General features: G+C 70.7%; 18 protein-coding genes. 6 read left to right on the top strand and 12 right to left on the bottom strand.

Translation table 11 applies throughout. The annotated features are described in order from the left end of the window. The first annotated feature begins 50 nt into the window (after positions 1-50). Positions 51-1,025: an NmrA/HSCARG family protein gene (locus tag QRX50_RS00405; protein ID WP_285970004.1), complete on the top strand. Its 975-nt coding sequence runs from the start codon at positions 51-53 to the stop codon at positions 1,023-1,025. A gap of 163 nt (positions 1,026-1,188) precedes the next feature. Here the strand turns inward: QRX50_RS00405 and QRX50_RS00400 are convergent, their stop codons facing one another. The 7 genes from QRX50_RS00400 to QRX50_RS00370 form a co-directional block, all read right to left on the bottom strand. Beyond that, positions 1,189-1,977, bottom strand: coding sequence for a MerR family transcriptional regulator (locus QRX50_RS00400; protein WP_285970003.1), 789 nt, complete (start codon positions 1,975-1,977; stop codon positions 1,189-1,191). Between the two features lie 14 nt (positions 1,978-1,991). Continuing rightward, entirely contained in the window at positions 1,992-2,480 is a 489-nt protein-coding gene (locus QRX50_RS00395) for a VOC family protein (RefSeq protein WP_285970002.1), read from the bottom strand. A 34-nt stretch (positions 2,481-2,514) separates the two neighbouring features. Continuing rightward, a complete protein-coding gene (locus QRX50_RS00390; protein WP_285970001.1) occupies positions 2,515-3,567 on the bottom strand; it encodes a zinc-binding dehydrogenase in 1,053 nt (350 codons plus the stop codon). 114 nt (positions 3,568-3,681) lie between these two features. Beyond that, positions 3,682-4,119 (bottom strand): VOC family protein, encoded by a 438-nt coding sequence (locus QRX50_RS00385; RefSeq protein WP_285970000.1) that lies wholly within the window; start codon positions 4,117-4,119, stop codon positions 3,682-3,684. Positions 4,120-4,252: 133 nt separating this feature from the next. Next, a complete protein-coding gene (locus tag QRX50_RS00380) occupies positions 4,253-4,573 on the bottom strand; it encodes a hypothetical protein (RefSeq protein ID WP_285969999.1) in 321 nt (106 codons plus the stop codon). After that, positions 4,540-4,959, bottom strand: a complete 420-nt coding sequence (locus QRX50_RS00375) for a hypothetical protein (RefSeq protein WP_285969998.1) — start codon at positions 4,957-4,959, stop codon at positions 4,540-4,542. The genes QRX50_RS00380 and QRX50_RS00375 overlap by 34 nt, the downstream gene beginning before the upstream one ends. Continuing rightward, on the bottom strand, positions 4,950-5,213 hold the full coding sequence (locus QRX50_RS00370) for a hypothetical protein (protein ID WP_285969997.1): 264 nt from the start codon (positions 5,211-5,213) through the stop codon (positions 4,950-4,952). Before QRX50_RS00370 ends, QRX50_RS00375 begins: the two co-directional genes overlap by 10 nt. 224 nt (positions 5,214-5,437) lie before the next feature. Here QRX50_RS00370 and QRX50_RS00365 point away from each other — a divergent pair, with 224 nt between their 5' ends. The 3 genes from QRX50_RS00365 to QRX50_RS00355 all read left to right on the top strand — a co-directional run bounded on the left by QRX50_RS00365 (position 5,438) and on the right by QRX50_RS00355 (position 12,544). Further along, the gene (locus QRX50_RS00365; RefSeq protein WP_285969996.1) at positions 5,438-6,757 is read left to right on the top strand and encodes a Bcr/CflA family multidrug efflux MFS transporter; all 1,320 of its coding nucleotides are present in this window, start codon (positions 5,438-5,440) and stop codon (positions 6,755-6,757) included. Positions 6,758-6,878: 121 nt separating this feature from the next. Next, positions 6,879-11,960: a DUF6531 domain-containing protein gene (locus QRX50_RS00360; protein WP_285969995.1), complete on the top strand. Its 5,082-nt coding sequence runs from the start codon at positions 6,879-6,881 to the stop codon at positions 11,958-11,960. A 38-nt stretch (positions 11,961-11,998) separates the two neighbouring features. Continuing rightward, on the top strand, positions 11,999-12,544 hold the full coding sequence (locus QRX50_RS00355) for a type VII secretion system-associated protein (RefSeq protein ID WP_285969994.1): 546 nt from the start codon (positions 11,999-12,001) through the stop codon (positions 12,542-12,544). A 14-nt stretch (positions 12,545-12,558) separates the two neighbouring features. On the opposite strand, the gene QRX50_RS00350 is transcribed toward QRX50_RS00355, so the two are convergent. Continuing rightward, a complete protein-coding gene (locus QRX50_RS00350) occupies positions 12,559-13,416 on the bottom strand; it encodes a sigma-70 family RNA polymerase sigma factor (RefSeq protein WP_285974766.1) in 858 nt (285 codons plus the stop codon). 64 nt (positions 13,417-13,480) lie between these two features. Between QRX50_RS00350 and QRX50_RS00345 the strand changes: the two genes are divergently transcribed. Beyond that, on the top strand, positions 13,481-13,954 hold the full coding sequence (locus QRX50_RS00345; protein ID WP_285969993.1) for a nuclear transport factor 2 family protein: 474 nt from the start codon (positions 13,481-13,483) through the stop codon (positions 13,952-13,954). Here QRX50_RS00345 and QRX50_RS00340 read toward each other — a convergent pair. Further along, positions 13,946-14,401 (bottom strand): DUF7144 family membrane protein, encoded by a 456-nt coding sequence (locus QRX50_RS00340; protein ID WP_285969992.1) that lies wholly within the window; start codon positions 14,399-14,401, stop codon positions 13,946-13,948. The two genes, QRX50_RS00345 and QRX50_RS00340, sit on opposite strands and share 9 nt — an antisense overlap. A gap of 170 nt (positions 14,402-14,571) precedes the next feature. On the opposite strand from QRX50_RS00340, the gene wrbA reads away from it, so the two are divergent. Beyond that, positions 14,572-15,222, top strand: a complete 651-nt coding sequence (gene wrbA, locus QRX50_RS00335) for an NAD(P)H:quinone oxidoreductase (RefSeq protein ID WP_285969991.1) — start codon at positions 14,572-14,574, stop codon at positions 15,220-15,222. Positions 15,223-15,238: 16 nt separating this feature from the next. On the opposite strand, the gene QRX50_RS00330 is transcribed toward wrbA, so the two are convergent. The 3 genes from QRX50_RS00330 to QRX50_RS00320 are packed head-to-tail and all read right to left on the bottom strand — an operon-like array spanning position 15,239 to position 17,365. After that, positions 15,239-16,048, bottom strand: a complete 810-nt coding sequence (locus QRX50_RS00330; protein ID WP_285969990.1) for an MFS transporter — start codon at positions 16,046-16,048, stop codon at positions 15,239-15,241. Beyond that, entirely contained in the window at positions 16,045-16,575 is a 531-nt protein-coding gene (locus QRX50_RS00325; RefSeq protein WP_285969989.1) for an MFS transporter, read from the bottom strand. Before QRX50_RS00325 ends, QRX50_RS00330 begins: the two co-directional genes overlap by 4 nt. Continuing rightward, positions 16,541-17,365 (bottom strand): MurR/RpiR family transcriptional regulator, encoded by an 825-nt coding sequence (locus tag QRX50_RS00320; RefSeq protein WP_285969988.1) that lies wholly within the window; start codon positions 17,363-17,365, stop codon positions 16,541-16,543. Before QRX50_RS00320 ends, QRX50_RS00325 begins: the two co-directional genes overlap by 35 nt. Positions 17,366-17,386 lie beyond the last annotated feature (21 nt).

The raw sequence follows: 17,386 nt of genomic DNA, 5'->3' as shown, positions 1-17,386 counted from the left end.
GGACAACCTGGAACTCGTTCGGGAAACATCCGACGAGAGGCAGGAACCCGATGACCGACAAGAAGATCATTGCCGTGGTGGGGGCGACCGGTTCGCAGGGCGGTGGTCTGGCCCGTGCGATCCTCGACGACCCGCAGGGACCGTTCAGCCTTCGCGCGCTGACCCGCGACGTCGAGTCCCCGGCGGCCAAGGAGCTGGCGGCGCGCGGTGCGGAGGTCGTGGCGACCGATCTCGACGACGAGGCCAGCGTGCTGCGCGCGTTCGAAGGCGCTTATGGCGCGTACGTGGTCACGAACTTCTGGGTCCGGCGCACCCCCGAGGAGGAGGCGGCGCGCACGCGGGCGCAGATGGAACTCGACCAGGCGGAGATCGCCGCGCGTGCCGCGAAGAAGACCGGCCTGAAGCACGTGGTCTGGTCCACGCTGGAGGACACCCGCCCGCACTTCGAGCACCAGGGCCTCGAGCTGCCGACGCTGCTCGAGAAGTACACGGTGCCCCACTTCGACGCCAAGGGCGAGGGCAACCGGTTCTTCACCGAGCAGGGCGTGCCCACGACGTTCCTGGAGACGACGTTCTACTACGAGTCGTTCCTGAAGGGGCAAGGCGTGCACCGCGGCGCCGACGGCATGCTCGAGCTCACCAACCCGATGGGCGACTCCGTGATGGCGCTCGTCGCGTCGGAGGACATCGGCCGCACCGCCTACGGCATCTTCCTCGCGGGCCCGACGTACATCGGCCGCACCGTCGGCCTCGCCGGCGCGCACTACACGGGCGTCCAGCTGGCGGAGCTGTTCACGAAGGTGCTGGGCGAGGAGGTCGTCTACCGGCCGCAGACCCACGACGAGGTCCGCGCCGGCGGCTACCCGGGCGCCGTCGAGATCGGCAACATGTACCAGTTCTACGCCGACGCGGCCGATTCCTTCGTCGAGTCCCGCGACCTCGAGCGCGTCCGCCGCATCAACCCGCGGCTGAAGTCGCTGGAAGAGTGGCTGCGGGAGCACAAGTCGGAGCTGGTGACCGACTGACGCGGGTTCCGGGCCGCCGTTCGACGTCGTCGGGGGACGGCGCACGGTGGTCCGGGTCGCGTGCGGTGGCGGTGAGGCGACGCCGCACGGGGGCAACGCTCGCCGGCGGGGCTGGTCGCGCTGTGCCGTCGGTGAGCACTTCCGGTTTTACCAGGCGAAAGGGTCAGTCCCAGGTGGCGTTTTCCGGGTCGACGCCGTGGGCCGCGGCGTTCGCCTTGATCACCTCGCACAGCCAAGGCGCCAGGCCCGGCGAGAGCTCGCTGTAGTAGCCCGCGAACCCCTCGTCCTCCGCCAGCAGCCGGCCGAGGCAGACGTGCCGCGCGTGGGGGCAGTCGAAGTACGTGGTCATGGACGCGCGGTGACGTTCGGCCAGATCGTTGGCCTCGGGGGAGCCCGGAGTGACGCCGGTCTGGTGCGCGGTCGCCAGGTCGGCGTTCAGCTTTTCCACGCGAGCCGCCACTTCCTGCCAGTCGGCGGGGCTCAGCGCGGCGGCGCGTTCGGTGTACTGGGTCCACTGAGGACTGTCGCCCCAGCGGGTTTCGGCTTCGCAGACCCATTCCGGGCGCCAGTCGGAGCCGAAGATCTCCACCTGCTGTTCCGGGGTGAGCTGGATGCCGGTCTTCGCGGCGGCCAGCATGCGGTCGACGGCCGACACCATCGTCTCCAGGCGGGAAATCCGGTCGACGAGCTCGGTGCGCTGGCGCCGCAGGTGCTCGCGGGCGTCGACGGCCGGGTCGTCGAGCAGACGGCCGATCTCGGCGAGCGGGAAACCCAGCTCGCGGTACACGAGGACCCGGTGCACCCGGGCGATGTCGTCGCCCGAGTACACCCGGTACCCCGCGTATGTGCGCTCACTCGGGCGCACGAGACCGATCGCGTCCCAGTGGTGCAGCGTCTTCACGCTGACCCCGACGAGCGCCGCCGCCCGGCCGACAGTGAGGCCTTCACTCATCAGGCCAGTGTCGCTCACCCGCGCGGAACGTCGATCCCGACGGCGCGCAACTCGTCGGCCTGGGCGCTGTCCGGGTCGATCGGCCGGGCCGCGGTGAGCACGATCCGCACCCGTTCGGGTGTCTCAACCGTGAGCTCGACGGAGTTCCACGGCTTCTCCTCCGGGTCGCTCGTGCAGCCCGGCCGCAGCTCCTCGCACCGCGCGGCGACCTCGTCGATCTGGGAGAGGACGCACGAGAAGCTGATGGCCAGCGCGGAGCCGGGCGTGACTTCACCCGGCACGAGCAGCACGTCCTGGAACGCCCACCGCCGCAGGTGGGTGATCCGGCCGGGAATGGAGAACAGGTCGATGAACCCGAGGCCGCGCAACCAGAAGTCCTTGGACTCCTCGAGGTCGGCCGTCGGGATCATCGGGAACATGGGCATGCCGTAGATGCCGCGGTAGGGCTCCGGCGCGATCGCGTCGAGGGCCGGCATCGGGACGGGGCTGGTGTATTCGTTCACGCCCTCGATGCTCGACCCTCCTGCGGCGTCAGGGTCAAGGCCGAAGCAAGATCCGGATCGGGTCACCGTCGTGTTCGCGCAGGCGCCGCACCCCTTCGGCGGCCTCCTCCAGCGGCAGGATCGCGCTCACGGAGCCCGATACGTCCAGCCGTCCGCGGGCGACCAGCTCCACCAGGTCGGACAGGTGCTTCATGCGGTAACCGAGGTGCCCGACGACGCTGTGGCGCCGCCGCACGAAGTTCAGCTCGGCCCCCAGGTCCAGCTGGTCGGGCGACATCCCGACGAGCACCAGCCGGCCGCGGTGACCGAGCGCGCGGTCGGCCTGCGTGACGCTGGCACCCCGGCCGACGCAGTCGAACGCGACGTCGAGGCCGTGGCCGGCGGTGATCTCCGCGAGCTTGTCCGGCGTGGCCTCGTCGAGCGGGTCGAGCGCGAAGTCGGCGCCGAGGCCGAGCGCGCGTTCGCGGGCCGCCGGCAGCGGGTCGAGCGCCACGATCGGTGACGCGCCGCAGATGCGCGCGAGCTGTACCAGGTGCGTGCCCAGCCCGCCCAGACCCCAGATGCCGACGGCCTCGGCCGGACGCAGCCCGGCTGTGCCGACGGCGCCGTACGGGGTCGAGACCGCGTCGGCCAGCACCGCGGCCTGCTCCAGCGGCACGTGCTCCGGCACGCCGACCAGGGTCATCGCGGGCGTGACCAGGTACTCGGCCCAGGCGCCGTCGTAGTCGAAGGCCATGATCTCGAGCTTTTCGCACGAGTCGATCCCGCCACCGTGGCGGCATTCGCGGCACGTGCCGCACGGCCGGCCCGCGGCGACGACCACGCGGTCACCCGGCGACCAGAAGCTCACCCCTTCGCCGACGGCGGCGACCGTGCCCGCCGTTTCGTGTCCGGGCGTGATCACCGGCAGCTTCGGGGTGAAGTGCCCGTCGAGCTGGGTCAGGTCCGAGTGGCAGATCCCGCAGGCCGCGACCTTGACCACGACCTCACCGCGCCCCGGAGCCGGCACGGGCACGGTCTCCACGCTCAGCTTCTTCGACGCCGCGTCGAACCGCGCCGCTCGCATCGTGGCCGGCAGGCCGCTCATGGAAACTCCTCTTCGGGTCGGCTTATGCGTCGACCCTAATGAGCGGCGGCCGGCAAGATCAACGACCGCTGACCGTCCGTACCGGTTTCGGTGCACCACACTGTCCTGAGTGGACTACTCGAGCGCGGCGGTGAGCTCCAGGTGGATGCCGTCGGGGTCGTCGACCGACAGGATCGCGATGCCGAACGCCGGCAGCTCGCGGATCGTGCCGTGCACGACGTCCGTGGCGTCGAGGCGCTCCTGCGCTTCCCATAGCCGGTCCATCGAGCCGAGCTGGAAGCTCAGGTGGTCGAGACCGACGCGTTCGGACTCGAACCGGTCGGCCTTCTCGGCCACGGGACGCAGGCCGAGGACCAGGTTCTCGTTGGCGAGCACGACTCCGCCGTAGAGCGCGTCGCGGTCGGCCCGGATGGCCGGGTCGTCCGGGCGGCCCGGCGCTTCGGCCGTGACGCCGAAACCGAGCACCTCGGTGTAGAAGGCGCGCGAGCGGTCGAGGTCGGTCACGGTGAGCCGCAGGTGGTGGACGCCACCCAGGGCGTTGAGGATCGGCATGGTGGCCGCCTTCCGGTTCGGCCCGCCACCCCCTCGGTGACGGGGCCCGATTCGAACGCTAGGTCCGGGGTGCTCACGCCGGAAGGGTCGGTTTTGATGAGATCTGCGGGGCGTGGTTCGGGCTCGCCGTGGCTCAGTGCTCCGCTGCCGGTGCCTTCGCCGCGCTGACCGGCACCATCACGGCCGGGCCGACGGCGCTCCAGCCCGGCACCGGCGCGACCTGCGGTTCGAGGTGCTGCCCGAGCCCTTCGCCCGAGTGGTTCCGCAGGTACCGCGCGCCCCGGCTGTAGCGCCGGTAGGTGCGCGCGGCGATCAGCCCGACGAGGCCGAACACGATCCCGGCCGCGACGTCGGTGTGCGACGCGGGGCCGGTCATCACGAGGTCGGACAGGGCGGGGAAGAAGGACATCACCGCGATCGTCAGGCACGCGATGGCGACCACGAGCACGAACACCGGCGCCTTGAATCCGGGGTTGCCGCCGGCCATCGCGGTGGTGCCGGCGCGGACGTCGGCGACGGCCGCGCCGTGGCGCTGCACGGCCACCGCGCGGTCGGCGTTGTTCTGGACGGCGAGCTTCGGTCCTTGCGCGCCTTCTCGGCCCGCGTGACGACGAGGTCGAGCACCTGCTGGGGGTTCGCGTGCGCCAGGTTCAGCAGCCACTGCCGTCCTTCGCCGGCGACCCGCAGCACGGTCTGGTCGCCGACGCGGCCGAGCTGCGCGTAGGCCAGTTCGCTGTCGAGCAGGCCGGGACCGTTGCCGCGCGCGTTGCCGAGCTTGCCGGTGCTGCCGTGCACGAGGCGGTCCCACTGGACGAGCAGCCGGCCGTCGGTCAGGCGCACCACCACCTCCGTGCGGGCTTCGGCCAGGTCGCGCCCGAGCGGCCGGTGAGCACGAGCTGCGCGAGGCGGCCGCACCCGTACGCCACGACCACGGCGACCGGCGCCGCGACGAGCCCGCGCCAGCCTTCCCCGAAGCCGACGGCCGTCTGGATCGCCCCGGCGGGCAGCAGCTCGAACCCGAGCAGCAACCCGCACCACCCGAGCGCCACCGGCCGCACCGACATTCCCGGCCCCGAGGGCAGTGATTCCACCACTGGGCCACCTTGTCACGACAGAGGCTCTCCGCGTGGGTGATCTGTCGTATACGAACTGTCTATTGTGGACATTTCTGGCGGGTGAATACCGGATTGCCTTGTCGTAGCGGGGCAACCACGAGGCGTCACGCGAAAAAAGGCGCGGTGTGATCTGGGCAGGATGTCGGAATAGCCGAGCCCCGTTCGTCGTAGGAGTGAGGTGGCTACCGACTGAGGGAGATGCTGTGACGAACAGGCTGGAAGCCGCACCCGGCGCAGGAGTGTCCGCTGGGGGCGGACAGCTCAAGCTGGTGCTCATCCTGGGTGTCCTCGTGGCACTCGGCCCACTGTCCATCGACATGTACCTGCCCGCGCTGCCGACCATCGCGCAGGACCTGCTCACGTCCGAGTCCACGATCCAACTGACGCTGACCGGCACCGTCCTCGGGCTGGCGCTCGGGCAGCTGCTGGTCGGGCCGCTGTCCGACGCGTTCGGCCGGCGGATCCCGCTCATCACCGGCAGCCTGATCCACGTCGGCGCCTCCTTGCTGTGCCTGGTGGCGCCGAACGTCGAGCTGCTCACCGGCGCGCGCGTCCTGCAGGGCCTCGGCGCCTCGGCGGGCGCGGTGCTGGCGCTGGCCGTGGTGCGTGACCTCTACACCGACCGTAACGCCGCGAAGCTGCTGTCGCGCCTGATCCTCGTGATGGGTGTGTCGCCGGTGCTCGCGCCGACGCTCGGCAGTGCCCTGCTGAGCTGGACCGAGTGGCGCGGCGTGTTCGTGGTGCTCGCCGTGATCGGGCTCGCGAGCGCGATCGCCGCGGCGCTGGCCCTGCCGGAGACGCTGCCGAAGCAGCGCCGCCAGCCGTGGGAGCTCAAGGCCACGGTCCGCTCGTACCGCGGGCTGCTCACCGACCGCTCGTTCATCGGACTGGTGATCGTGGCCGGCCTCGCGATGGCCGGGCTGTTCGCGTTCATCAGCGGTGGCTCGTTCGTGTTCCAGCAGGAGTTCGGTCTCGACCAGCAGCAGTTCGGCCTGCTCTTCGGCGCCAGCGCGATCTGGCTGATCGCCGCGACGCAGGTCAACGCGCGGCTGATGAACCGCTACGAGCCGGCCCAGGTGCTGCTCGTCGCGAGCGTGGCGGCCGTCGTGGCCGCGGCGGTCTTGCTGGTCACGGGCCTCACCGGCTTCGGCGGGATGTTCGGCATCGCGGTGCCGGTGTGGGCGGTGCTGTTCTTCGCCGGCCTGATCCTGCCCAACGCGCCCGCGGTCGCCCTCAACTCCCACGGTGACAACGCCGGTACCGCGGCGTCACTGCTGGGTGCCGTGCAGTTCGGCATCGGCGCGGCCGTGTCGCCGGTCGTGGGCGTGATCGGCAACAACGCGGCCGCCATGGCGATCGTGATGTTCAGCGGGATCCTGTTGGCGGGTGTGGTCCTGTGGGTTGTTGCCCGGCCGTGGGAGCTCACGGTCCCGGACGAGTCGGCCGGCGACGAGCGGGTGACCGAGCCGGAGCCCGCGGCCCAGCCCGAGCCGAAGGCCGTCGCCTGCGCCGACGCGGTCTGACCGCCTCAGGATCGCGGGCATTCTGCCCGGCCTGCCAGGCGGGCGATACCAAAGAGGCACCAACGAGTCAATAGCCCGTCGCGCAAGTGATCAGCCCGTTCGGCGCTGCTAGCTTGACGCGGTGAGTAATCCGCTGATCGCGCCGACGCAAGACTCCACCAAGGCGTATTCGGGTATTTCGCTGCTCGAATCCGCGAACGACCTGTCGACGGCCATTGAGTCGGGCGACTGGGCGTCGGTGGCGATGGGTGCGGTCGGGACGGCGCTGGACGCGTTGTCGATGGCGATGGACCCGTTCGGGGCGATCCTGGCGGCCGGCGTGTCGTGGTTGATGGAGCACGTCGGTCCGCTCAAGGACGCGCTCAACGGGTTGACCGGCAACGCGGATCAGATCAAGGCGCAGTCCGAGACCTGGGCGAACGTGGCCAAGGAGCTCGGCAGTGTCTCCTCGGACCTGACCGACGCGATCAACGCCGACCTGCAGTCCTGGACCGGGTCAGCCTCGGATGCGTACCGGCAGCGCGGCCAGGATCTCGCGACGTCGTTGCAGGCGGCGCAGAAGGGCTGTGAAGGCGCATCCTCCGGGGTGAAGACCGCGGGTGAGGTGGTGGCCGCGGTCCGCACGCTGGTGCGGGACATCATTTCCGAGCTGATCGGGCACATGATCAGCTGGGCGTTGCAGGTCGTGTTCACCCTGGGCATCGGGCTGGCCTGGGTGGTGCCGCAGGTCGTGAGCGCGGTCGCGAAGACAGCGTCGCAGATCACCGGCCTGGTGACGAAGCTGGTGAAGGCGCTCAAGGCTCTGGTGCCGCTGTTGAAGAAGGCCGGGACGCTGTTCGAGGACGCCGGGAAGGCGTTCAAGGGCCTCAAGGGCGGCAAGGTCACCCCGCCGCCGAAGACGAAGGACCTCTCCGGCACCCCGAAGGCTCCGCCGGGGAAAACTCCCGGCGGTGACGGCGGCGGCACCCCCAAGGGCGGCGGCTACGAAGGCACGCCGAAGGACTACACGCCACCCCCGGGCAAGTCCGGTGCGGACGACTCCACGAAGAGCTCCGGCTACGAGGGCAACCCGAAGGACTACACCCCGCCGCCCGGTAAATCGAGCGGCGACGACAGCACCTCGGCCTCGGGCTACAACGGCGACGCCAAGGACTACACCCCACCACTGGCCTCGAAGGGTGGCGACGACGCCACTCACGCGTCAAGCTCGGGTGGTGGTGGCTCCACCGGCGGAGGTGGCGCCCCGCCGCCGGTGAAGAGCGACCCGCCGCCGCTCAAGACCGATCCGGACCCGGTGCCCGCGGGCGCCGGTGGCGGCGGCACCCCGAAGGGCGGCACGCCGAAGAGCCCGCCGCCGTCGAACAAACCGGACAACCCGCGCGACACCTCGGTGGACAAGGACAGCCGCGTGTGCGCGTCGGACCCCGTCGACGTCGCGACGGGCGAGATGATCCTCGACCAGACCGATCTGGTGCTGCCGCTGGACCTCGAGCTTTCGCTCGAGCGCACGCACGTCTCCTCGTACCGCGCCGGGCGGTGGTTCGGCCGTTCCTGGGCGTCCACAGTGGACCAGCGGCTCGAGGTCGACGACGAGGACGTCTGCTACTTCTCACCCGACGGCATGGTGCTCGTGTACCCGCTGCCGGCGCCGGGCACCACGCAGCTGCCGGTGGAGGGGCGGCGGCTGCCGCTGACCCGGCGGCTCGACGGTGGTTACGTGCTCGAAGAACCGTTGCGGGGCACCAGTCTCCGCTTCGACCCGGTGGTGGGAGAGGCACCCGGCGTGCTGCCTCTCACTGCGGTGGCCGGAGCCGAGCAGCGGTTCGACGTCGACTACGACCGGACGGGGCGGCCGGCGCGGATCCGCCACTCGGACGGATACGAGGTCGCCTTCACCGTGACCCGCGACCGGATCACCGCGATGTCGGTCGTGAACCCTGCCTCCGGCGAGACCGTGCTGGTCACCCGCTACGGCTACGACACCGATGGCCGGCTCACCCAGGTCGTGAACTCCTCGGGCCGCCCGATGCTGTTCGACTACGACACCCAAGGCCGCGTCACGGGCTGGCAGGACCGCACCGGAACCTGGTACCGCTATGTCTACGACGCGGCTGGCCGGTGCGTGAAGACGGTGGGGGACAAGGGTTTCCGCGACGGCACCTTCGCTTACGACCGCGAGCGCCTCGTCACCGTCTACACCGACTCGCTCGGCCACCGCACCGAGTACCACCTCAACGAGGCCAACCAGGTCGTGCGGGAGGTCGACGCGGCGGGCCACGCCACGGTGTCCACTTGGGACCGTTACGACCGGCTGCTCATGCGCACCGACAAGCTCGGGCGCACCACCTCCTACGAGTACGACGACACCGGCGCGTTGAGCCGCCTGGTCCGGCCCGACGGCAGCGTCGTGCAGGTCGCGCTGCGCGGTGGGGCGGTGGCCGCCATCGCCGTCCGCGACGGTGAGCGCACCTGGACCCGCACGTACGACGAGCCACTGGACCCGTTCTCGGCGCGCCTCGGCGTGGCCGGGGAGTTCCGCCCCGACAGCGTCGCCGGCGCCGCCGTGCTGCCCGACGCGGTCGCGCAGGCCGAGCGGACCACGAAGGGCTACATCCCCGACCTGTTCGGCCGGCCGGCGCTCGTGGACACACCCGGCGGGCAGGTGCGGCTCGACTGGACGGTCGAAGGCTTGCGAGCCGCGCGCACCGGCCCCGCCGGCGGACGCGAGCAGTGGTCGTACGACGGCGAAGGCAATGACGTCGCCCACGTCAGCGAGACCGGCGCCGTCACGCGGCGCGAGTACGGCCCGTTCGACGTGGTCGTCGCCGAGATCGATGAGGCCGGCGGGCGCACGACGTACGCGTACGACACCGAGCTGCGCCTGCTGGCGGTGACCAACCCGCTCGGCCTGACCTGGCGCTACGTCTACGACCACGCGGGCCGCGTCACCGAAGAGCGCGACTTCGACGGACGCACGCTCCGCTTCGAATACGACGCCGCCGGACAGCTCGCTCGCGCGTTCAACGGCCTCGGCGAGCTCACCGAGCTCACCTACGACACGCTGGGCAACGTCGTCGCGCGGCGCACGCCCTACGGGCTCACCACGAACTCCTACGACCCGGTCGGCCGCCTGCGCCGCGCGGAAAACGCTGACGCGGTCATCGAGTACGAACGCGACGAGAAGGGCCGCGTCGTCGCCCAGACGATCAACGGCCGCACCACCACGTTCACCTACGCCCCGGACGGCACCCGGGTCACCCGGCGCACCCCGTCCGGAGTGGACAGTTCGTGGTCGTTCGGCGACCAAGGCGCTCCGGTCGGCCTCGCCGGCGGGGGCCACGTGCTCGCCTTCGACCGCGATCCGGCCGGCAAGGAGACGGGCCGTTCGCTGGACGGCACGGTGGTGCTGACCCAGGCGTACGACGCCGAGCAGCGACTCACCGCGCAGGAGGGCCCGAGCCTGCGCCGGCGCTACGACTACCGCGCCGACGGCCACCTCGTCCGCACCGCCGACAGCCTCTCCGGCACCGCGGACTTCCGGCTCGACCCGGCCGGGCGGGTCGTCGAAGCGATCGCGGCCGACCGGCGCGAGGGCTTCCGCTACGACGTGGCGGGCAACATCGTCTTCAGCGGCGTCGCCGGGCAGGCGGCGCCCGAAAGCGGCCCGCGGGCCTACGTCGGCAACACCCTCACCTCGGCGGGCGCGATCTCCTACCGCCACGACGCCCAGGGCCGGGTCGTCCAGCGCCGCGTCGGCGAGCTCGTGTGGAGCTACGGCTGGGACGGCCAAGACCGGCTGACCGGCGTGACGACTCCGGACGGCACGCGGTGGCGCTACCGCTACGACCCTGTCGGCCGGCGCATCGCCAAGCAGCGCTTCGGGCCGGGCGGCGAGATCGCCGAGCAGGTCGAGTTCGTGTGGGACGGTGGGAAACTCGTCGAGGAGTCGCACCGCCTCGCCGACGGGACCACCCGCGTGCGCACCTGGGACTACGACCCCGACACCGACACACCGGTGGCCCAGCACGAGAGCGTCGGCGACGTCCGGCTGTTCCACACCATCGTGACCGACCCCGTCGGCCGGCCGGCCGAGCTGCTCGACGGCGCCGGCCGGCCGGTCTGGGCGGGCCGCACCACGGTGTGGGGCCGCGACCTGCCGGGCAGCGGCGGCGCGACGACCACCCCGCTGCGCTTCCCCGGCCAGTATCTCGACGCGGAAACCGGGCTGCACTACAACGTCTACCGCTACTACGACCCCGCCGCGGGCCGGTACGTCAGCCAGGACCCGCTGGGTCTCGCGCCCGCGCCCAACCCGGCCGCGTACGTGAGCAACCCGCTGCGCGTCGCCGACCCGCTGGGGCTGGCACCGACGAGCTGCAAGGCGGGAGGCGGCACCGGCACCACGTCGAGCCGGGCGGGCAGCACCGACGAACCCGCCCACGTCGGCGACACCGGCAGCACGCCGAACCCGTCGCGATCGGCGTCGCCGGAGCCCGGGCCGTCGCACAGTTCCGACGGCGCGACCCCGCCACGCACCGACCAGGAAATCGTGGACGCGAAGAAGCACCAGGCCACCCCGGACTTTTCGCACAACCCGCAAAACCCCCAGGGCTGGGTTTTCCACGGGTCAGGCACGAAACCGGAGGTCATTTTCAAGGACGGCCTCACGTCCGACGCGTTTCGCAACACCATGCCGACCAAGGGCCCCAACTACGACATCGCCAATCACCAGCACCAGTCGTGGAAATCCGGGAGTGGGTACGTCTCCACCTCGGGCGACTACGAGAGCGGCATGCAGTTCGTGCCACCCAAGGTGGGCGACGATCCCCTCGTCGAAACGACGAAGACCGGCTTCTGGGGAAAGACCGACAACAAGACGTTCTTCAAGCACGAAGGCTACGTGTACCAGATCGAGAACAAGCCGGGCACGATGGTCCACCTGCCTTCGCACCCGGACCGCTTGCCGCATTTCGACAACCAGAACGAGTGGGCCGCGATCGACCACATCCCGGGCTCGCAGATTTCCGGTGCGTGGAAGGTCGACGGTCACTACAATGTAGTGCCCGGCGAGCCCGGCAAGCATCCGAACATCGTCTATCCGAATGACACGAACGCCTGGCCCAAACCCACATTCATCGACAACGAGAACTTTGTGCCGACGCCGCCTCCCAAAGGTGGCCCACCCGTGCCACCCAAGGACTGAGCACGCCGATCCAGCCGGAAAACGAATGGGAGACAGTTGTGGATACCACCCCGGAACCGCTGCCCGCGGAGCTGCGTGAGCGTGCGCGGCAGTCGCCGGACAGCTGGCTCTACGTGGTGGACCCGGCGATGGAAGGCGCCGAGGACGTGCCGGGCGCCGCGATCGCGGGCGCCTACCGGGTCGACGAGCACGGTGAGATCGCCGGTGAGTTCATCCCCAACCCGGACTACCGCCCGAGCACGCTGGCGCTGGGTATTCCCCGGCCCACCAACGAGCTGGAGGCCGCGTTGCAGGCGGTCATCACCGGCAACGGCGACAACGCGGGTGTCCACGCAGCGCTGCTCGTCGCAACGGTTTACGTGGTGGCGGAACCGGATCGCCCGGTCGTGACGATGCCGCAGGAGGACGGTGAGGTCGTGCCGGCCTTCACGTCCGAAGGTTACCTGCCCGAACCGCGGCCCGGCCAGGAGTTCCGCCCGGTGGGGGTGGTTGAGCTCGCGGCCGAGCTGGCGACCCGGGACTTGCTGCTCAACCCGGGCAGCGCGCTCAACGTGCGGGTGCCCGGGGCCACCTTGGTGGGCTGAACTCCCGGAACGCGTCACAGGTTCAGCGAGGCGAGCCGTTCCGGGTCGGCGAGGATGTTGATCTCGACGATCCGCCCGGCGCGCACCGTCGGGCAGAACACCGACATCGGCTTGCCGTCCACCAGCGCGACCAGGCCGGCCGCGCCGTTGACGAGCACGGGCCGGCTTTCGGCGCCGATCTGTTCGAACAGCACGGCCTGGTTGGCCACCGCCGTGGCGCCGCGAACGAGCCGGGAGCCGCCGGCGACCCCGGCGTCGGCGCGGAGCACGACGTCCGGGTCGAGCACCGCCAGCAATGCGTCGAAGTCCCCCGAGCGGGAGGCGGCCAGGAACGCGTCGATCACCTCGCGCTGGGCGGCGACGTCGGCGTCCGGCTGGGCGGCGCGCCGGACACGGCGGCGCGCGCGGCTGGCCAGCTGCGCGGCGGTGGCGGGTGTGCGGCCGACGATCGGCGCGATCTCCGCGAAGGGCACGCCGAACAGGTCGTGCAGCACGAACGCGAGCCGCTCGGCCGGTGACAGCGTCTCCAGCACCACGAGCAGCGCGAGCCCGACGGAATCGGCGAGCACGGCCTGTTCCGCCGGATCCGGGTCCGCGGCGGCGACGATCGTGTCCGGCACGTGCGTCTCCAGCGGCTCCTCGCGGCGGGACTTGCGCGAGCGCAGTGCGTCGAGGCACACGCGGCTGACGACCGTGGTCAGCCAGCCGCCGAGGTTCGCCACGCCGCCCGGGTCGGCGCGCGAAAGCCGCAGCCAGGCCTCCTGCACGGCGTCCTCGGCCTCGGTCACCGAGCCCAGCATCCGGTAGGCGACCCCGCGCAGGCGGTCGCGGTGCGCTTCGAACTGCTCGACCAGAATCGCGTCCACTGTCAGGTTCCTCCGTTGTGGTCCGTCAGAGCGTTGACGGACCACGGACGAAGGATGTGACAGGAGAACCATGACCGACTTCCAGGCCATCGCCGACCGCGTCGAACTCGGCGCGCTGTGCGCCGAGTTCACCGACGCCGGGATGACGCACGACTACGACCGCCTCGCCTCGCTCTTCACCGAAGACGGCGTGCTGCGCATTCCCGACGGCGGCATCGAGTTCGCGAGCCGCGCCGAAATCCGCCGGGGCATCGAACGGGCCCGGGACCTGTGGGAGTACTTCCTGCAGACCGTGCACCCAGGCTCGATCCGCCTCGGCGGCGACACCGCCACCGGACGCGCCTACATCGTGGAGTTCGGGCGGCTGCGGGACGGCAGCTCGCACCTCAACCACTCCGTGTACCACGACCGCTACCGGCTTACGGCCGACGGCTGGAAGTTCACCGAGCGCGTGTACGAGATGCACTACGTCGACAGCACCCCGCTCACGGGAAAGGCCTCACCCGCGCTGGGTGAGGTCTTGCCCGTGAAGCTCTCAGACTGAAGTTTCGGCTTGCACCGAGTGGGCGATCACGGCCCAGATCACGAGGACGTCGAGCGTGATCACGATCAGCCCCCACGCCGGGGCGGCCGAGATGAACGCGAGCATCGCCAGCGCGTTGAACCCGGCCAGGACCACCACGACGACCTTGGCCCAACCGGCGCCGCTGAACAGCGCGGCGCCGGCGGCGGCCGCGAGCGCGCCGACGATGAGGTGCAGCCAGCCCCAGCCGGTCAGGTTCATCACGAGGTAGCCACCGGGCGCGGCCACGTAGTAGTCGTTCTTGAACAGCGCCACGAGCCCGATGATGATGTTGAAGAAACCGGCGAGCATCGCGATCGTGGCCGCGAACGCGGTCCACCCGTTGGCCGCGCGCGGTTCGGCGAAGCCCGGCCTCGCCGAGTCCATCGCCCGCGGGTCCGTTCCCTGCATCCGGATGTAGTCAGACATAGCCGTGCCTCTCCTCGGTTTCCCGTCGCCCCACGGTGGACCGGCCGCGTGCGGGAGTCCTCGCCCGCGCGGGATGAGGTGGGCGTCGCGTTGGTTAGTTTCGGTCATTGTGTCATGTGAAACTGTTTTAGATGATACGATATTGGGCGGAACAGCGAGGGGAGCGGGTCATGTCCGAAGGGTGCTGCCGGATCGCGGTCGTTTACTACTCCGCGACCGGAACCGTGTTCACGCTGGCTGAGGCCGTGTGCGAAGGTGCTTCGGCGGCCGGGGCCCAGGTGCGGATGCGGCGCGTCGAGGAGATCGCGCCGGCGAGCGCGATCGCCCGCAACCGCGACTGGCGCGAGCACCTGGCCGCGACCGGTCACGTTCCCGTTGCCACGCACGAAGATCTGCTCTGGGCCGACGGGATCGTGTTCGGCTCGCCCGCGCGGTTCGGCAACGTCGCGAGCCAGCTCAAGCAGTTCTTCGACACGCTGACCGGGCTGTGGGCGCGCGACCTGCTCGTGGACAAGGTCTACAGCGGGTTCACCTCGAGCGCCTCGGCCCACGGCGGGCAGGAGACGACGCTGCTCGCGCTGTACAACTCCGTTTACCACTTCGGCGGCGTGCTCGTGCCGCCCGGCTTCAAAGGCCACGTCGACGACTCGGGCGGAAACCCTTACGGCGCAAGCCACAGCACGGGTGAGGACGGCCCGATCGCCGTCGACGAGCCGGCACTGGCCGCGGCCCGCGCGCAGGGCCACCGCGTGGCGACCATGGCCGCGGCGCTGAAAACGGGCCTCGCGCAGCCCCGGCTCACGGCCGAGGCTGCGCGGTAGGTCGGCCCGCGGCGGGTCAGTCCATCGTCGAGTTCTTCGTCTCCGGCGCCCACAACAGTGAGACGACCAGGCCGCCCACCAGCACCAGCGTGAGGATCAGCATGGTGGGGGAGAAGCCGATGCCGTCCAGTGCCAGGGGCAGCAGGAAGGTGCCGATGGCCGAGCCGACGCGGCTGAGGCCGTTGAGCAGGCCGACGCCGGAGCTGCGCAGGTCGGTGGGGAACAGCTCCGGCGGGTAGACCTGGTCGAGGTTCACGGCGGCCGACATGGTGAACGTGAACACCAGGAACAGCGGGAAGAGCAACGCGGTCGGCGCGTCCGGCCAGATCGCCATCGGCGCCATGGTGGCGATGAGGAACACGAACGACCAGATCGTGAGGCCGCGCCGCGACATCTTCGCCACCAGCCACAGGCCGCCGAGGCTGCCGGCGAGCAGGAAGAGGTTCAGCAGCCCGTCGCTGGTCGTGTCCTCCTCGCCGACGCCCATCTTCAGCAGTACCAGCGGCAGGAACGTGTAGATGGCGAAGTAGGGGACCACCTGGGCGTTGTAGAAGATCGTGCCGAACGCCGTGTTGCGCCAGTACTTCTTGCCGAACAGCTCGCGGTAGCGCACGCGTCGCGCCGAGACGTGGTTGCGCACGAGGTCTTCGAACGCCTCGACGTTCCCGCGCAGCCGCTCGACGACCGCCCGGGCCTGGTCGACGCGGCCCTGTGACAGCAGCCACCGCGGTGACTCCGGCACGCCGATCCGCAGCAGCACCACGGCGATCGCGGGGATGGAGCTCGACGCGAGCAGCCAGCGCCACGACTCGCCGCCGAGGCTCACGACCTAGTTGCCGAGGAAAACGCGGCGACGTAACCGACGGTCCACAGCACGGTGAGCGAAGCCAGCAGCCCGCCGCGGTACTTGCGGGGCACGAACTCCGCCACGAGTGTCGGCCCGAGTGCGTAGTCGGCGCCGATCCCGATGCCGATCAGCAGTCTGAGGATGAACAGCTGCGTCGGGCTGGTCACGAAGAACTCGGCGGCCGAGGCGACGGCGATCAGCAGGAAGTCCACTGTGTACAGGCGCTGGCGGCCGATCTTGTCCGCTGCCCAGCCGACGACGATGCTGCCGAGGAAGATCCCGATGAGCGCCGACGCACCGAGCAGCCCCTCCCACACCGTGCCGAACCCGAGCTGCGACGCGATCAACGGCAGGGCGATGCTGATGATGCCGAGCTCGTAACCGTCGGAGTAGTTGGCGCAGAACGTCAGCGCGGTGATGCGGAGGTGGAAGCGGTTGAGCGGGACGTCGTCGAACGCCGTTGCCCCTGCCTCACTCGGGGAGGAAGAGGTCTTGCTCTGCGGCATAGTCTTCGAAGCCTTCCAGTCGTTGCCGGGCCAGGGCGCCGGCCGCGTCGGCCATCGCCTCGACCAGCGCCGCGGTCAGGGACGCGACCGCGGCGTGGGAGTCGAACACGAACTCGGAGGCGACGCCCGCGTGCAGCACGTCGTCGGCGAGCGGAGTGAGCGCCGAGACGGGCCGGTCCGTGATCAGGAGGGTGCGCAGGCCCAGTGCGCGAGCCTGCTCGAGGGCCGCGGCGCTCTCCCTGGGGTAGCGGGGGAGCGCGACGAGGACGAGCGCCCGGGCGCCACACCGGTGGGCGCGGCGCAGGGCGTCGCCGAAGACGCTGCCGGGGTCCGTGAGCAGGCGGACGTCCGGGTGGATCTTGGTGGCGAGGTAGGCGAACGACGCGGCCTGCGCGGCCGAGACGCGGTAACCGGCGACGACGAGCGGCACGGAGTCCATGAGCGTCGTGGCGATCGCGCGCAGCCGCGTGTCGTCGGCCAGCTGCACGCGCAGGGTGGTGAGGTTGCGCAGGTCGGCGTCGATGGCGTCCTGGAACTTGTTGCCGCCGCACTCCGGCTCGGGCTCGGCCGTGGCCTCGCGCAGGTAGCGGCGGAACCCGGCGTAGCCGTCGAAGCCGAGCAACGCGACGAACCGCGTGACCGACGGCTGGCTGACCTGCGCGTACTCCGCGAGCTCGCCGCTGGTCAGCGCCGCCGCCTCGGCCGCGTGGTCGGTGAGGTAGCTGGCGATGCGCCGCTGCGCCGGAGTCAGCCGGTGGGCGGTGAGCAGTTCGTGCAGCGACCGGGACAACCCGGGCCTCCCTTGCCAGCG

It is taken from the genome of Amycolatopsis sp. 2-15, from assembly GCF_030285625.1.
GTDB lineage: Bacteria > Actinomycetota > Actinomycetes > Mycobacteriales > Pseudonocardiaceae > Amycolatopsis > Amycolatopsis carbonis.
The sequence above is the reverse complement of the archived record's forward strand: the minus strand, read 5'-3'. Positions and strand labels throughout refer to the sequence as shown.

What these genes read in the sequence shown, in the direction of transcription:
- QRX50_RS00400 (WP_285970003.1), bottom strand. Translation starts at nt 1,977, where the DNA reads ATGAGTGAAGGCCTCACTGTCGGCCGGGCGGCGGCGCTCGTCGGGGTC.
- QRX50_RS00390 (WP_285970001.1), bottom strand. Translation starts at nt 3,567, where the DNA reads ATGAGCGGCCTGCCGGCCACGATGCGAGCGGCGCGGTTCGACGCGGCG.
- QRX50_RS00340 (WP_285969992.1), bottom strand. Translation starts at nt 14,401, where the DNA reads ATGTCTGACTACATCCGGATGCAGGGAACGGACCCGCGGGCGATGGAC.
- QRX50_RS00345 (WP_285969993.1), top strand. Translation starts at nt 13,481, where the DNA reads ATGACCGACTTCCAGGCCATCGCCGACCGCGTCGAACTCGGCGCGCTG.
- QRX50_RS00385 (WP_285970000.1), bottom strand. Translation starts at nt 4,119, where the DNA reads ATGCCGATCCTCAACGCCCTGGGTGGCGTCCACCACCTGCGGCTCACC.
- QRX50_RS00325 (WP_285969989.1), bottom strand. Translation starts at nt 16,575, where the DNA reads ATGCCGCAGAGCAAGACCTCTTCCTCCCCGAGTGAGGCAGGGGCAACG.
- wrbA (WP_285969991.1), top strand. Translation starts at nt 14,572, where the DNA reads ATGTCCGAAGGGTGCTGCCGGATCGCGGTCGTTTACTACTCCGCGACC.
- QRX50_RS00405 (WP_285970004.1), top strand. Translation starts at nt 51, where the DNA reads ATGACCGACAAGAAGATCATTGCCGTGGTGGGGGCGACCGGTTCGCAG.